Origin of the sequence: Xanthobacter sp. 91 (genome assembly GCF_000702385.1) — a bacterium.
GTDB lineage: Bacteria > Pseudomonadota > Alphaproteobacteria > Rhizobiales > Xanthobacteraceae > Xanthobacter > Xanthobacter aminoxidans.
On sequence record NZ_JNIB01000001.1, the window covers coordinates 2,341,310 to 2,356,075 of the forward strand.

The window sequence follows — 14,766 nt, forward strand, 5'->3', positions numbered from 1 at the left end:
CGCACCGCGCGGCCCTAGAAGGAGGGCATTCACAGGAGCCAGCCATGAGCCGCACCCTTCTCGTCATCGACATCCAGCAGGACTATTTCCCCGGCGGCGTGCTGCCGCTCTGGCAGGCGGAGGAGACCGAGGCGCGCATCGTCGCCGCCATCGGCAAGGCGCGGGCGGCCGGCGACCGCATCGTGCTGGTGCGCCATGTCTCCACCGCGCCGAAGGGCCTGTTCGCGGCGGACGGGCCGGGCATCGCCATCCGTCCGGCGATCCTTGCGGCGGCGGGCGATGCGCCCCTCGTCACCAAAAGCTTCGCCGATGCCTTCCAGGAGACGGACCTTGCCGCGCAGCTCGCGGACACGGACGAGCTTCTCGTGTGCGGAATGATGACGCAGAACTGCGTGGTCTTCACTGCCTTGTCGCGGGATGCGGACGGCTTTTCGGTGAAGGTGATCGGCGACCTGTGCACCGCCCCCATCGAGGTGGTGCACCGCATCGCCCTCAACGCCATCGGCTCCAAGACGACGCTCGTCACGGCGGCCGAGGCAGGGCTGGCCTGAGCCGGCGGCCGGGTGCGGCCGGCGCGGCCCATTCAGGCGAGGGTGTCGACGAAGTGCGCGAAATTCTCCAGCGGCTCGCGCACCGTCTCGAAATTGTTTTCCGGCGCCGCGGGGTCGGCATAGCCGAGCGCCATGCCGCAGATCACCATTTCGGTGTCGGGGATGGCGAGGCGCTGCGCGATCAAGGTGCTGTAGAGCATGAAGGCAGCCTGCGGGCAGGTGTGGAGGCCGAGACCGCGCGCGGCAATCATGATGTTCTGCAGGAACATGCCGTAATCGAGCCAGGAGCCCGCTTCCATGTCGCGGTCGATGGTGAAGATGAGGCCCACCGGCGCATCGAAGAACAGGAAATTGCGGGCATGCTGCTCCCGCATGCGGCCTGTGTCGGTCTTGCCGATGCCCAGCGCGCCGTAGAGGTCCCAGCCCACCTTGCGGCGGCGGGCGAGATAGGGCTCGCGCCATTTGCGGGGGTAGTAAGCATATTCCTCGGCGCCGCGATCCCCGGAAAGGGAGAGCGCGTGCAGCTCGGCCGTCAGCGTGACGAGGGGCGCACCGCGCAGCACCCGCACGCGCCAGGGCTGAATGTTGGAGCCCGAGGGCGCGCGGGCAGCAAGCTCCAGGATGCGCGCGACGATCTCGTCTTCGATCGGCGTCGGCAGGAAGGCACGGATGGAGCGGCGCGAGCGGATCGCCTCCTCGATCGAGAGAGGCAGGGCGGAATCGGTGGGAGGGGTCATCGGGCAGAGATCACCGGCAATGAACAGGCCCGGATGGGCGGCGCGGAAGGTAGCGCGTGGACGGAGGTCATTGAAGGGGAGAACGCCCGAGGAGAGAGACAGGGGGCGGACCCGGTATGCGCCCCGGGTCCGCCCTGAGAGCGGCGATCGAAGAGCCCCTGCGCCCGTCCGATCGCCCGATCACGCAGATGAAGCGCGCGCCCGCCGCCAGCAGGCGCGCCGCCGGTTAGAAGGTCGCCTTCAGGCCCGCATAAGCGGAGAAGGGCTGGCCCGGCGACTGCATCTGCGGATTGTTGAGGCCGAGATATTCCGTGTCGAAGAAGGTGCCGTAGGTGGCGTAACGGGCATTGAACAGGTTGTTGATGTAGCCGAACACCTGGATGTTGTCCGTCACCTGATAGGAGGTGTGGATGTTGGCGACCCAGTATCCGGGCAGCATGGGCGCCTGATTGGCGTCGTCACCCACATAATACTGGCTGGAGACGGCAATCACATCGCCGCCGAGCTTCCACTTCGGCGTCACCATGTAGTCGACGCCGAGCTTGAGGGTCTGGGTGGGGATGCCGGGGATGGTGTCGCCCGGCGTCACCAGAACCTGCCCGTCATTGGCGTAGGGATTGTTGGGGGAGGCGAGATAGCCGGTGAACTGGTAGGTGGCGTTGAGATAGGCGTAGTTGGCGTAGAACTTCCACGGCCCGTTCACATACTGCATCTCCGCCTCGAAGCCCTCGCGGCGGGTGGCGGGCACGTTGGTGTAATAGCCGTAGCCGGTCTGTTGGCTGGCGAGGGACACGATGTCGTCGTCGCTGTCCACGCGATAGACGCCGAGCTTCCAGTTCACCTTGCCGCCGAACAGCATGCCGTTGCCGCGCAGGCCCACCTCGTAGGTGTGGGAGACCACCTGGTTGAGCGGCGGGTCCGCCACCAGCGAGTTCTCGAGCAGGCACGGCCGGTTGGGATCGGCGCAGTTCAGCTCCAGTGGGGTGGGCGCGCGGTTGGATTCCGAATAGCCGCCATAGAGGGTGGCTTCCGGCGTGAGCTTGTAGGTGAGGCCGATGAGCGGGTTGATGCGGGCGAAGGTGTAGTCGCCGTTGAGCTGCGGGCTCGTTCCGGTGCCGTCCTGCATGGAGATCTGCGCGATATTGAGGCGCGCGCCCATGGTCAGGGTGGCCCGGTCGGTCATGTCGAAGGCATTGGTAGCGTAGAGGCCGTAGTAACGGGTGCTCGCGTTGAGATCCACCGGCAGGTAGAAGACCTGATACTGGTCCGGCAGCGAATAATTGGGGATGTTCTTCAGGTAGGTGCCGGTGCCCACCACCTGCAGGGTGTTGGTGTTGGTGATGCCCAGCTCCGTATTGGAGCGGAAATTGATGTCGCTGGAATCGATGCTGCCGCCGACCACGAAGTAATTGTCGTGGCCCAGCAGCTTGTCGGTGCTGGTCGCCTGCACCGAGCCGCCATAGGTGGTGGTGTCGGTCCAGGTGCGGTTGATGACGCCGTAGAGCTGGTTGGGTCCGAGCGTGGTGAACGGGATGGTGTTGCCGTTCTGGTCGTAGAGGACCATCTGGCTGCGGAAGGCGGCATAGGCCGGGTTGGTGGCCGGGTTGCCGCCGCCGGGCGGACCGGTGAACTGGTCCTCTTCCAGGCACATCTTGGTGTTGCCGACACCCGGATTCCACTTGTTGGAGCAGGCCTCCAGATCGGCGTCGTTGCCGTCGACGTGCGCCTGGCTGAACTTGCGGGCATAGAGGTTGCCTTGCAATTGCCAGGTATCGGTGAGGTCATACTTGCCATTCAGGGCCAGCATGCCGACGTTGTTCTCGGTGGTCTGCGGCCAGGTGTAGATGGAGTTCCAGTTCTGGTTCAGCATCTCCACCGGGGTCGGGCCGACCACGCCGAGATTGGTGGTGGCGGCGCTGGCGACGAGGTGGACCTCGGTCTTGTCGTTCTTCCAGCCGAGGTCGCCGTAGAAGCGGGCGAGGTCGGACGGCGATTGCAGGCGCCAGCCATCGGAATGCACGGCATCCGCCGCGACGTAGACGCCGAAGCCGTCCTTCTCGCCGCCATACTGGATGTTGCCGCCGATCTGGCCGTAGGACCCGCCCTGAATGCTGCCTTCGAAGCCGTGATAGTTGAAGCCGTTCTTCATCTGGATGGAGACGGCGCCGCCCAGCGCGTTGAGGCCGAAGGCGGGATTGTTGGAGAACACTTCGGCGCGGCTGATGGCGACCTCGGGGATGAGGTCCCAGTTCACCGTGTCGCCGAAGGCCTCGTTGAGGCGGATGCCGTTCTGGTAGACGGCGATGCCCTGCGGCGTGCCCTGGAGCGGGGAGGCCGCGAAGCCGCGGTAGCGGAAATCCTGGAAGAAGGCGTTGCCCTGCACGTCGGACGTGTTGGCGCTGGGCGTGTACTGGAACAGGCCGTCGGTGACGGCGAAGGAGTTCAGCCGGTCGAACTGGTCGGCGCCGATGATGGTGACGGCGCCGGGTACCTTGTCGGCATCGATGCCGGTGCCGGAGAGCGGGGTGGTGGCGACCACCTCCACGGTACCGAGCTGGAGGGTGCCGGACGAATCGCTCTGCTCCTGCGCGAGCGCCGGGAAGGCGGCCAGCAGCGCAACCGGCACGGCTGCTGCGGAAAGACCGAGCGCGATGGCCATGGCGCGCCGCGAGGCGCCTGCCGAGGCCGTCCTGCCGGCTGTCGAGTGTCCGGGCGCCCCGCTGCGGGAAGCCACCCGCTGCGAATGTGCGCTCCGTGAGGCCCCGCTCTCGCGCTCCCCGTGCATCGCCCGCCCCTTTCAGCCCTCGTCCGACCGGGGCCGTTTTTTTGGCGGTGTGACGTCGCCGCGATGACCCGCGCCGGGCGCCGGGAACCGTGTGGGTCGTCACACCAGAATTCTTCCACGATGAAACCATAAGCGCGCCCGAAGTGCCGTCAATCGGCCGGGCGGCTGAGAATCCTCTTAGGATTTCAAGGTGTGTCTTCTAGGGAACGCTGCCAGGGAAAACGGGAAGATTCGGCAAAGAAAAACCGGGAACATTTGGCAATGCAGGCCGGCCCGGCCCGTTCGTCCCATCTTCAACGACTATAGGCCGGGCCGACAACGCTTGTCCCGTTCGATTCTTCTGCGCCGTCTGAGCGCGTGAACGACTGGCGGGGCGGGAAAAACCGGCCCCGCTCCGCGTCAGCCGGCGTCAGTCTCCGCCACATGGGCGACGATCCCCGTCCGGCCCGGCGCCACATGGTCGGCCATGGTGTGCCGGCCCGGGAAATCGCCGCCGTTCTGGGCGCGGAAGGGGATGGGCGTGTCCGTGAACAGCCCGCCGAGCCGCTGCCGCCAGCCGGCCTTTGCCGCCTCCACCTGCTCGGCGCTGGTGAAGCGCCCCGCGCCGTAGACGGCGTGGACGGGCAGCACCTCCATGCCCGGATAGAACAGGGCACCGTGGGTGAGGGGAAACAGCAGCTGGTCGATGGGCCCATTGATGCCGCGCGGCCCGTAATCGGCGGCGGGGCCGCCCGTCAGCACGTTCACCAGCGCCCTCTTGCCCTTCAGGATGCCCTCGCCGTAGCGGTGCTCGTTGGTGCCGTTGCTGTAGCCATAGGCGAAGCCGAAGGCATAGACCCGCTCGATCCAGCCCTTGAGGATGGCGGGGACGCCATACCACCACAGCGGAAACTGCAGGATCACGGCATCGGCGGCGAGGAGCTTTTCCTGCTCCGCCACCACATCGGGCGTCTGCCGGCCGGTGGCATAGGCGTGGCCCGATTCGGTTACGAAGGAGAGCCGTTCCGGGTTGGCGCGGCTCGGGAAGTCGTCCGCGTCGTACACCGCCTTCCAGCGCATGCCGTAGAGATCGGACGTGAGAATGCGGTGGCCTTCGGCGGCGAGCGTCTCCACCGTCACGTCCACCAGCTGGCGGGTGACGGAGGCGGGCTCGGGGTGGGCGAAGACCACGAGGACTGTCTTGGACATGACCAAAGCTCCCTGGCGCCCGCTGCGGCCGGAGTGGGCCGGTTCCGCGCGGGCGGCGACGCTTCGAAGCTAGGCCGCGTCATGCTATCTATGAAATCGCATCTCTTCTGAGTTGGCATAATCAAGATGGATACCAGCCGCCTCGACCTCAATCTTCTGGTCACGCTGGAAGCGCTGCTCGCCGAGCGGAACGTGACGCGGGCGGCGGCGCGGCTGCATCTCAGCCAGCCGGCGGTGAGCGCGCAGCTCGCCCGCCTGCGCGACCTGTTCGACGATCCGCTGCTGGTGCCGGCCCGGCGCGGCATGACGCCCACCGCCAAGGCGGTGGAACTCGCCGGCCCGCTGCGTGCCGCGTTGGACCAGTTGCGCACGACGCTGGAGGCCCGCGACTTCGATCCGGCGAGGGCGGATCTGACCGTCACCATCGCCTGCTCGGACTATATCCAGGCCGCAGTCGTCATGCCGCTGGTGGTGGCGCTGCGGGCGCAGGCGCCGGGCGTGCGGGTGGCGGTGCGTCACCTGATGCCCGATCTGATCGAGCAGCAGCTCGCCTCCGGCGAGACCGATCTCGTGCTCACCACGCCCCAGCCGGCCCAGGCGCATCTGCGCGCGCAGCACCTGTTCGCGGAGACCTATGTGCTGATCGGCCGGCGCGGCCATCCGCGCCTGCGGCCTGGACTGTCTATCGAAGCCTATGCCGAGCTGGAGCACGTGATCGTGTCGCCCAGCGGCGGCCATTTCCGCACTCCCGTGGACGAGGGCCTCGCCGCTTTGGGCCACCGGCGCAAAGTCTTGATGTCGGCCGCCTCGTTCCTGTTCATTCCGGAGATCGTCGCCGCGAGCGACCTGGTGGCGCTGGTGCCCCGCCGCCTGCTGCGCGATCCGCCCACACGGCTGGTGATGATCGATGTGCCGTGGCTTGCCGAGGGGTTCGACGTGAGCCTCATCTGGCACGAACGCACCCACGGCCATGCCGGCCAGCGCTGGCTGCGCGCCCTCATCGCCGAAGTCGCCGGCGCGGCGCCGTCCGCACCCTAGGCCGCGCCCGTCGTGGTGTGCCGGGCGACCTCGGCGATGGCCATGTCCAAAGCGACGCGCAGCGGCTCGCCCGAGCGTGCGGTCTTGGCGAGCAGCAGCCCGCCCTGCACGGCGCTCAGCACGGCGATGCCGAGGGTGTGGGGATCGGCGGACGGGCCGATCTCGCCGCGCGCCTGCATCCGGGCGAAGCCCAGTTCCAGAAGGCCGCTCCATTTCGCGAAGCCGGCGGCGCAATCGAGCCGCGCGGTCTCGAAATCGTTGGACACCTCGCTCGCCAGCGACCCCAGCGGACAGCCGGCAGTGCCGCCCGCCGCATTGATCGCCAGCAGCGCGTCGCGCCAGCGCTTCAGGGCGTAGAGGGAATCGAGCGTGCCGAGGTGCGGATCCTGGGCGGCAAGCACGCGCTCCGTCTGGAAGCGGATCACCTCCAGCACCAGCGCATTCTTGTCGGAGAAGTAATGGTAGAGCTGCGATTTGCTGAAGCCGCCCGCCTCCATCACGTCGTCGAGGCTGGTGCGCTCGGCGCCGTGGGCGTGGATGAGGTCCGCCGCCGTCTCGATGATGCGGGCGCGGGTGGCGGCACCACGGCGGGTGAGGGCAGGTGAGGGTGTCGGGCGTGGGGGCGTCGGCGTCTTCGACATAGGACAAGCCTAACGGAACTGGACTTGACAGTCCAATTTCGCTCTGGCGCCGTGGACCGACAAGTCCAGTTCAAGGAGCTGTCCATGTCGCGTTTGCAGAATGGCGAGACGTTTCCGTCCCTCACCGTCCCCGCCGTCGGTGGCGGCACCATTGCGTTGCCGGGAGCCCTCGCCGGCTCCTATGGCGTGGTGCTGGTCTATCGCGGGGCTTGGTGCCCCTATTGCCAGGCCCAGCTCGCCGGCTTCCAGCGCGCCGCCGAAAAGCTCGCCGCGACGGGCATCAAGGTGGTGGCCTTCTCGGTGGACGACGAGGCGACCAGCGCCGGCACCATCGCCCGGCACAAGCTGTCCTTCCCCGTCGGCCACAGCGCCGATGCGGATGCGGTCGCCGAAGCGCTCGGGGCCTACACCAATGCGGAGCCCCATTATCTGCAGACCACCGGCTTCCTGCTGGACCCGGAGGGCAGGGTGGTGAACGCCGTCTATTCCAGCGGGCCCATCGGCCGGCTGGTGGCCGAGGACGTGATCGGCATGGTCGACTACCTCAAGTCCAAGGGCTGAGGTGCCGCCGCCCGCGCCGCATCAGGCGCGGGCGAGGCCGGCGGCGATTTTCTCGGCGATCATCAGCACCGGGATGTTGGTGTTGGCGGTGGGCAGGCGCGGCATGGCGGAGGCGTCTGCCACATAGAGGTTCTCGCTGCCGATGACCCGGCCGGAAGGATCGAGCACGGCCTGCGGGTCGTCCGGCGCGCCGAGGCGGCAGGTGCCGCTGGCGTGCCAGACGCCGAAGGTGCTCGATCGCACGAAGGCCTCCAGCCGCGCCTCGTCCGCGACGATCTCCGCCAGCGAGATGCCGCCGGACATGAAGCGCTTCAGAGCCAACTGGCGCAGCGCCGCCGGCACGTCGAGCAGCGTGCCCAGCGCCTCGGCGAGAAGCGCGTTGGTGCGGGAGACGCGGCTGAGGCGCTTCACGAAGGGCGAGAAGGCGGCGGGGAAGACGTCCCCCGCATCCGGGTTCAGCGCCTCGCAGACGAGGAGGGAGAAGAGGGTGCGCACGCCCGCCTTCATCCGCGCGAGGTCGCTCGGGTCGTCGAGCAGGTTGAGGTCGGCCTGCGGATAGGCGCGCGGATCGCCCGAGACGAGGCGCACGGAGCCGCTGGACTTCGGCCGGTTGCACCACAGGAAATAGAGCCCCAGCCGCCGGCCGAGCCCGTGCCAGCCCGCCCGCGCGGAGGCGGTGGCGTAAAGGTCAGAGGCCTCGCCCCCGTCCACGCCGGAGGAGAACCGCAGGGCGGCGAAGGAGGCCCGGCGATAGGTCATGGGCAGGCGCAGCCGCTCCGGCAGATACTGGCAGAAGGTGAGGGTGGGATGGTCGCGCAGGTTCCGCCCCACAGCGGGCCGGTGGATGACGACCGGAAGCCCCAGCGCCGCCAGCGCCACCCCGTCGCCGATGCCGGCGCGCATGAGGATGGCCGGCGTCTGCAACGCCCCCGCCGTCACAACCACGCGGCCGGCGGCGACTTCCGTCACCGCGCCGCCCCGCTCCACCTCAACGCCCACGGCGCGGGTGCCGTCCATCCTGAGGCGCAGCACCTGCGTGCGCGGCCAGATCGCAAGGTTCGGCCGGGCGCGTGTGGCGGCGTCGAGATAGCCGATGGCGGCCGAGACGCGGCGGTCGTGCTCGTTGTTGAAGGCGGGCGGGAAGACGCCGTCCTCGAACTCCCCGTTCTGGTCCAGCCGGCGCGGCAGGCCACTCGCCGCGAAGGCCGCGGTCGCGGCCTCGGCAAAGGGCGGCCAGCCGGGCGGCAGGATGCGGCGGATGGGGATGGGGCCATCCCTGCCGTGCAGCGGCCCGCCGCAGTCGAGATCGCGCTCCAGCTTGATGAAGAAGGGCAGCACGTCGTCCCAGCCCCAGCCGGCGGCGCCGAGGGCAGCCCATTCGTCATAGTCGCGCGGCAGGCCGCGATTGGCGGACTGAACATTGATGCTGGAGCCGCCGCCCATGACGCGCCCCTGCTCATAGGCGCGCGACCCGCGCGTGCCATCCGGTCGGTGGGCGGTGAGAGCGGAGAGGCCGGGCCAGACGAAGCGGTCGCCGTGGAACAGGCCCATGGGGTAGCTGTCGGCGATGGCGTCGGGCACGGCGCCGGGGGGCGTATCCTCCCCCGCCTCGATCAGCAGGACGCTGTGGGCGGGGTCGGCCGAGAGCCGGTTCGCCATGACGCAGCCGGCGGAGCCGCCGCCCACGATCACCGTGTCGAAGAAAGGCATGTCGGAAACAGGCGTACGGGCAGGCATCAGACCACCCCGGCCTCCTGATAGATGTGCTTGATCTCCATGAAGTCGATCAGCGCATCATAGCCATGCAGCCGGCCGAGGCCGCTCCGGCGATAGCCGCCGGTCTCGGCTTCCGCGAACAGCTTGTTGTGGTCGTTGATCCACACCGTGCCGTTGCGCAGCGCCCGCGCCACCCGCATGGCCCGCGCGCCGTCGCGGGTCCATACGCTGGCGGAGAGGCCGTAGTCCGTGTGGTTGGCGCGCCTCACGGCGTCCTTCTCGTCGGCGAAGCGCTCGATCACCACCAGCGGCCCGAAAATCTCTTCCTGCACGAAGAAGGCGCCGGTGTCGGCGTGGGCCAGCAGAGTGGGGGAGAGGAAGCAGCCTTGCTCCAGCGCGCCGCCGGGGCGGCTGCCGGCGAGCACCACCTCGTCGGCGAGCGCCATGGCCTCCTCCGTCTTGCGCTCCACCTGCGCGCGGGAGGCTTCGTCGATGAGCGGACCCATCTGGCTACCCTCGGCCGCGCCGGGGGCGATCTTCAGGCTGGCGAGGGCACCCTTCAGCGCCGCCTTCATGGCCTCATAGCGGCTCTCGTGGACAAGGATGCGTCGGGCCGCCGTGCATTGCTGGCCGGTGATGATGGTGGCCGCCGCCGCAAGCTTCGGCGCCACGGCCTCTACGTCCGCATCCTCGAACACGAGGCAGCAGGACTTGCCGCCCAGCTCCAGCGACAGCTTCTTCATGGTGGGCGCGGCATCGGCCATGATGCGCGCGCCGGTGGCGTTTGAGCCGGTGAAGGAGATGACATCCACCTCCGGCGAGGCCACCAGCGTGCGCGCCACGTCGTGCCCCGTCTCGGTGACGAGGTTGAGGACGCCGCGCGGCAGGCCCTCCACCTCGGCCAGTGTGCGCAGGATCTCGGCGGTGACGAGGGCGGTCTGCGCGGCGGGCTTCACCACCGCCGTGCAGCCCGCGGCGAGCGCGGGCGTCAGCGCGCGGATGAGCAGCACCGCCGGCGCGTTCCACGGGATGATGAGGCCGGCGACGCCCGCCGGCTCCTTCAGAAGCGTCGAGAAGGCGCCCGGCTCCACCTCGAACACATGGCCGGGGATGTAGCGCGTGATGCCCGCATAATAGCGGATCTCCGAGATGGAGCCGGCGATCTCCCCGCGCGACTGGGCCAGCGGCTTGCCGTTCTCTGCGGTGAGGAGGCGGGCGAGGGCGTCCGCCTTCTTTTCCATCGCATCGGCCCAGCGCAGCATCACCATCTGCCGCAGGCGCGGGGCCTGCGCCCACTCCGGCCGCTCGAAGGCCCGCCGTGCGGCGGCAATGGCCGCTTCGGCGTCCGCCGCCCCGCTCGCCGGGAAATGGCCGAGCACGGCGCCGGTGGCGGGATCGAGGCTCGGCGCGGTCTCACCGGAGAGCGCACCTTGCCAGATGTCGTCGATGAGGTTCTGCGCCGCGAGCGGGGCGATGGCGTTCATGTGTCCTCCCGGCCGTCCGCGACGGCCCTTTCACGTCAGCCGTGTCCCGCTTTCAGCGCCGCCGCGCGCAGCGCGGTCAGCGTGGTCGAGGGGGTTATGGCCTCGGGGTCGATGACGAGTTCGAGGAGCGCGGGCTTCCTATGCTCGACTGAGAAGGCGCGGGCGCGGGCGAAGGCGTCGGCGAAAGCCGCCGTCTCCTCCACCTTCTCGCCAAACGCGCCATAGGCGCGGGCCAGCGCCGGGAAGTCCGGATTCTCCAGCGTCGTCGCGTAGACACGGCCGGGATATTCGCGCTCCTGATGGGCGCGGATGGAGCCGTACATGTTGTTGTTGACGAGGAGGACCACCACGCCCGCCTTGTACTGGCAGGCGGTGGCGAGTTCCTGCCCGCTCATGAGGAAGCAGCCGTCGCCGGCGAAGCAGATCACCTCGCGGTCGGGGTGGTGGAGCTTGGCCGAGATGGCCGCCGGCAGGCCGTAGCCCATGGCGCCGGAGGTGGGAGCGAGCTGGGTGCGGAAGCCGCCGTAGCGGTGGAATTTGTGTACCCAGATGGCATAGTTGCCCGCGCCGTTGGCGAGGATGGCGTCCTTCGGCAGCACCTCGCGCAGATGCATCATCACCGCGCCGAGATCGAGCCGGCCGGGCATGGGGCCGGGGACCTGATCGGCCTCATAGGCGGCGCGCGCGGCCTTCACCTCGTCGCTCCACGGCGTGCGGGCGCGCCAGCCGGTGGGACCCTTGGGCTTCAGCGCCGCAGCGGCGGCGGCGAACTCCGGCATTCCGGCATTGATGGGCAGGTCGGCCTGATAGACCCGGCCCAGCTCGTTCGGGTCCGCATGGACATGCACGAAGCGCTGCGCCGGGCGCGGCACGTCGAACAGGGTGTAGCCGCTGGTTGTCGTCTCGCCGAGGCGGCCGCCGACCGCGATGATGAGGTCCGCGTTGCGGATGCGGGCCACGAGCTTCGGGCTCGGGCCGAGGCCGGCGTGGCCGATATAGTTGGGGTGGTTGTTGTCGAGGATATCCTGCCGCCGGAAGCCCGCCGCCACCGGCAAATCGAACGCCTCGACGAAATGCGCGAAATCGCGGCAGGCCGCCTTGGTCCAGCCGCCGCCCCCCACCAGCACGAGGGGCCGCGCGCTCTCGCCGATCATGGCGGCGAGCCGCGCCATGTCCTGCGCCCCCGGATGGGCGGCGACGCGGCGATAGGCCTGCGCATCCCCCGTCTCGCATTCATCGGAAAGCACGTCCTCGGGCAGGGCCACCACCACCGGGCCGGGGCGGCCGGATGTCGCGACGTGGAAGGCGCGGGAGACGAGTTCGGGGATGCGTTCGGGGCGGTCGATCTCGACCACCCATTTGGCCATGCCGCCGAACATGGCGGGGTAGTCCACCTCCTGCCATGCCTCGCGCTGGCGCATGTGCGAGCCGACCTGGCCGATGAACAGGATCATCGGGGTGGAATCCTGCGCGGCGGTATGGATGCCGATGGCCGCATGGCTCGCGCCCGGCCCCCGGGTGACGAAGCAGATGCCGGGCTTCGCGGTGAGCTTGCCATAGGCCTCCGCCATGTTGGCGGCGCCGGCCTCGTGGCGGGTGACGATGGTCTCGATGGCCCGGTCCGCTCCAGCGAGGGCGTCGATGGCGGCGAGGAAGCTCTCGCCGGGCACGCAGAAGACGCGTTCGACGCCGTGGATCTTCAGCGCCTCCACCAGGATTTCGCCGCCGGAGCGCAAGGTCTTCGTATTCGCCATGGTTCTGCCCGTGTGTGGTCTTGCCCGGTCCTGCCGGGGCGCGAGAGCCACGCCTTGCGGCGCGACTCTCCGGTTCGTGGGGCGCCCAGCCTACCGGAAATTGCCCTTCGTTTCCGGGATGATGAGCGTGCCGATGAGGTAGAGCACGAACACGCCGCCGGCGAACAAGGAGAGCGACAGGGGCAGGTCCGCGGGCGTGGGGCTCGCCAGCGAGACGAAGGTGGGCATCATGCCGCCGATGGCGAAGCCGATGTTCCACGACAGGCCCGTTCCCGAGGCGCGCATGGCGGTGGGGAAGCGCTCGTTGAGGAAGATCAGCACCGGCGCGTAGCCCGCATTGCCCATGAAGGCGATGCCCAGCGCATAGAGCACGATGGTGGACATGTCCGTCGCCTTCGCCATGCCGAGGTAGAAGGTCGGCAGGAGGATGATGGCGGCGATGCCCACCAGCAGGAAGGTCTTCTTGCGGCCGATCACGTCGCTGAGCGCGCCCACCAGCACCGCCGAGATGAGGGCGGAGACCGAGCACGCCATCAGGATGTAGGAGGAGGTCTGGTTCGGCAGCTTGTTGATGAGCTTCAGGAAGGTCGGCATGTAGCCGGAGGTGAGGTAATAGCCCGCGCCGCCGCCGATGGTGATGAGCAGGTTCACCAGCAGCACGTTGCGGTAGCCGCTCGCGAACAGGGCCTTGAGCGGCGTCTGGCTTGCGGCGCCCGCGGCCTTCTTCGCCGCCTTCTGCTTCTGCATTTCCTTCCAGTAGGGAGATTCCTCAAGGTTCCGGAAGATGAACCAGCCGAGGAAGGAGGAGAGCAGGCCGGAGAAGAACATCACCCGCCAGCCGGTCTCGGCGAAGGCATCGCCCGGGAACAAAGTGGAGGTGATGAGGAAGACGATGGAGGCCAGCAGCGCGCCGATGCCCGCGCCGCCGCCGCCCACGAGGCCGGACATCAGGCCGCGCCAGTTGGGCGGCACCGATTCCGTGCCGATGGTGTGGGTGGAGGCCACCACGCCGCCCACGAACACGCCCTGCACGAGGCGCAGCAGCAGGAAGATGACGGGAGCGATGGCACCCACCTGATGGATGGTGGGCAGCAGGCCGAAGGCGGCGGTGGACAGGCCGACGCCGGTGATGGCCACCAGCATGGCGCCCTTGCGGCCGTGCACGTCGGCATAATGGCCGAACAGGGCCGAGCCGATGGGCCGCATCAGCAGCGTCACCGCGAACGAGGCATAGACCGCCGCCAGCGACCATGTGGGATGGGTGGAGGGGAAGAACAACTGCCCCACCACCGGCGCCACATAGAGCAGGATGAACAGGTCGAACAAATCGAGCGACCAGCCGAGCACGGATGCGATGATCGCGCTGTTGCGCTGGCGGCTCCCCACCGCCATGGCGGCAGGGGCGACGGGTATATCTTGAGCGGACATTGTTGTTTCCTCCCGGCCCCTGAGGGGCATGTTTTGTGTGTTCAGCAGCCCTTGAACTCGGGCTTGCGCTTCTCGTGGAAGGCCTCGACGCCCTCCTTGAAGTCGTGGGACTGCCTGAGGCGGCTGTAGCAATGGCCTTCCAGCTCGATGGCGATGGAGAGCGGGGAATCCTCGGTGTCGTTGAGCAGCTTCTTCGCCGTGCGCTGGGCCATGGGCGAGAAGGCGACGAGTTCGTCCACGAGGGCGTCGGTGGCCTTCTCCAGGTCCGCGTCGGCCACCTTCTCGGTGGCGATGCCCCAGTCGAGGGCCTGCTGCGCGCTGATGCGCTTGGAGCGCATCACGATGTCCTTGGTGCGGGTGATGCCCACCATCATCTGCAGGCGCGCCGAGCCGCCGGAGCCGGGGATCTGGCCGAGCTTCTGCTCGGGCAGGGCATATTGGGTGGTGTCGGTGACGATGCGGAAATCGCAGGCCAGCGACAGCTCGAAGCCGACGCCGAAGCAGAAGCCCCGGTTGGCGGCGATGACCGGCTTCGAGGCGCGGAAGGGCGCGGCGATGTTCCAGGCGAGCTTGGAGACGGTCTCCGGCGAGGCCTCCATGAAGCCCTTGATGTTGCCGCCGGAGGAGAAGTGCTCACCCACCGCGCGTACCACGATGACGCGCACGCGCTCGTCCTCGTCCAGCGTCTCGAACACAAGGCGCAGCTGGTCGCGCTGGGGCATGGAGACGATGTTGAAGGGCGGGCGGTTCAGGACGATGTCGGCGCGCTGTTTGGCTTCGTCGATCTCGACGCCGAACCCGTCCAGCTTGGCGAGGCGGGGATCGGCGAAGGTGTAGGCTACGGCCATCTTGGATTTCCTTCTGGATGAACGTGAATTGGCAA

12 protein-coding genes are annotated in these 14,766 nt (G+C 68.4%); 3 read left to right on the forward strand and 9 right to left on the reverse strand.

Going from position 1 to position 14,766, the window contains the following annotated elements; translation table 11 throughout:
• The first annotated feature begins 44 nt into the window (after window positions 1–44).
• The gene (locus A37E_RS0111065; RefSeq protein ID WP_029556642.1) at window positions 45–551 is read left to right on the forward strand and encodes an isochorismatase family protein; all 507 of its coding nucleotides are present in this window, start codon (window positions 45–47) and stop codon (window positions 549–551) included.
• A gap of 32 nt (window positions 552–583) precedes the next feature.
• On the opposite strand, the gene A37E_RS0111070 is transcribed toward A37E_RS0111065, so the two are convergent.
• From A37E_RS0111070 to A37E_RS0111085, 3 genes are all read right to left on the reverse strand, one after another.
• Window positions 584–1,288, reverse strand: coding sequence for a nitroreductase (locus A37E_RS0111070; protein ID WP_029556643.1), 705 nt, complete (start codon window positions 1,286–1,288; stop codon window positions 584–586).
• 226 nt (window positions 1,289–1,514) lie between these two features.
• On the reverse strand, window positions 1,515–3,947 hold the full coding sequence (locus A37E_RS0111080) for a TonB-dependent receptor (protein ID WP_029556644.1): 2,433 nt from the start codon (window positions 3,945–3,947) through the stop codon (window positions 1,515–1,517).
• Between the two features lie 525 nt (window positions 3,948–4,472).
• Window positions 4,473–5,261 (reverse strand): NAD(P)H-dependent oxidoreductase, encoded by a 789-nt coding sequence (locus tag A37E_RS0111085; RefSeq protein WP_029556645.1) that lies wholly within the window; start codon window positions 5,259–5,261, stop codon window positions 4,473–4,475.
• A gap of 126 nt (window positions 5,262–5,387) precedes the next feature.
• On the opposite strand from A37E_RS0111085, the gene A37E_RS0111090 reads away from it, so the two are divergent.
• Window positions 5,388–6,299: a LysR family transcriptional regulator gene (locus A37E_RS0111090; protein ID WP_029556646.1), complete on the forward strand. Its 912-nt coding sequence runs from the start codon at window positions 5,388–5,390 to the stop codon at window positions 6,297–6,299.
• On the opposite strand, the gene A37E_RS0111095 is transcribed toward A37E_RS0111090, so the two are convergent.
• Window positions 6,296–6,940 carry a TetR/AcrR family transcriptional regulator gene (locus A37E_RS0111095; RefSeq protein ID WP_038192901.1) on the reverse strand — a complete coding sequence of 215 codons (645 nt, stop codon included), beginning with the start codon at window positions 6,938–6,940 and terminating at the stop codon, window positions 6,296–6,298. The genes A37E_RS0111090 and A37E_RS0111095 overlap by 4 nt on opposite strands.
• 84 nt (window positions 6,941–7,024) lie before the next feature.
• On the opposite strand from A37E_RS0111095, the gene A37E_RS0111100 reads away from it, so the two are divergent.
• Window positions 7,025–7,501 (forward strand): peroxiredoxin family protein, encoded by a 477-nt coding sequence (locus tag A37E_RS0111100; RefSeq protein ID WP_029556648.1) that lies wholly within the window; start codon window positions 7,025–7,027, stop codon window positions 7,499–7,501.
• A gap of 21 nt (window positions 7,502–7,522) precedes the next feature.
• Here A37E_RS0111100 and A37E_RS0111105 read toward each other — a convergent pair whose 3' ends face one another.
• From A37E_RS0111105 to A37E_RS0111125, 5 genes are all read right to left on the reverse strand, one after another.
• Entirely contained in the window at window positions 7,523–9,238 is a 1,716-nt protein-coding gene (locus tag A37E_RS0111105) for a GMC oxidoreductase (protein WP_197022963.1), read from the reverse strand.
• Entirely contained in the window at window positions 9,238–10,701 is a 1,464-nt protein-coding gene (locus A37E_RS0111110; RefSeq protein WP_029556650.1) for an aldehyde dehydrogenase family protein, read from the reverse strand. Before A37E_RS0111110 ends, A37E_RS0111105 begins: the two co-directional genes overlap by 1 nt.
• Window positions 10,702–10,736: 35 nt before the next feature.
• Entirely contained in the window at window positions 10,737–12,455 is a 1,719-nt protein-coding gene (locus tag A37E_RS0111115) for a thiamine pyrophosphate-binding protein (RefSeq protein WP_029556651.1), read from the reverse strand.
• Between the two features lie 90 nt (window positions 12,456–12,545).
• The gene (locus tag A37E_RS0111120) at window positions 12,546–13,883 is read right to left on the reverse strand and encodes an MFS transporter (protein WP_029556652.1); all 1,338 of its coding nucleotides are present in this window, start codon (window positions 13,881–13,883) and stop codon (window positions 12,546–12,548) included.
• Between the two features lie 41 nt (window positions 13,884–13,924).
• On the reverse strand, window positions 13,925–14,731 hold the full coding sequence (locus tag A37E_RS0111125; protein WP_029556653.1) for an enoyl-CoA hydratase-related protein: 807 nt from the start codon (window positions 14,729–14,731) through the stop codon (window positions 13,925–13,927).
• Window positions 14,732–14,766: the final 35 nt, after the last annotated feature.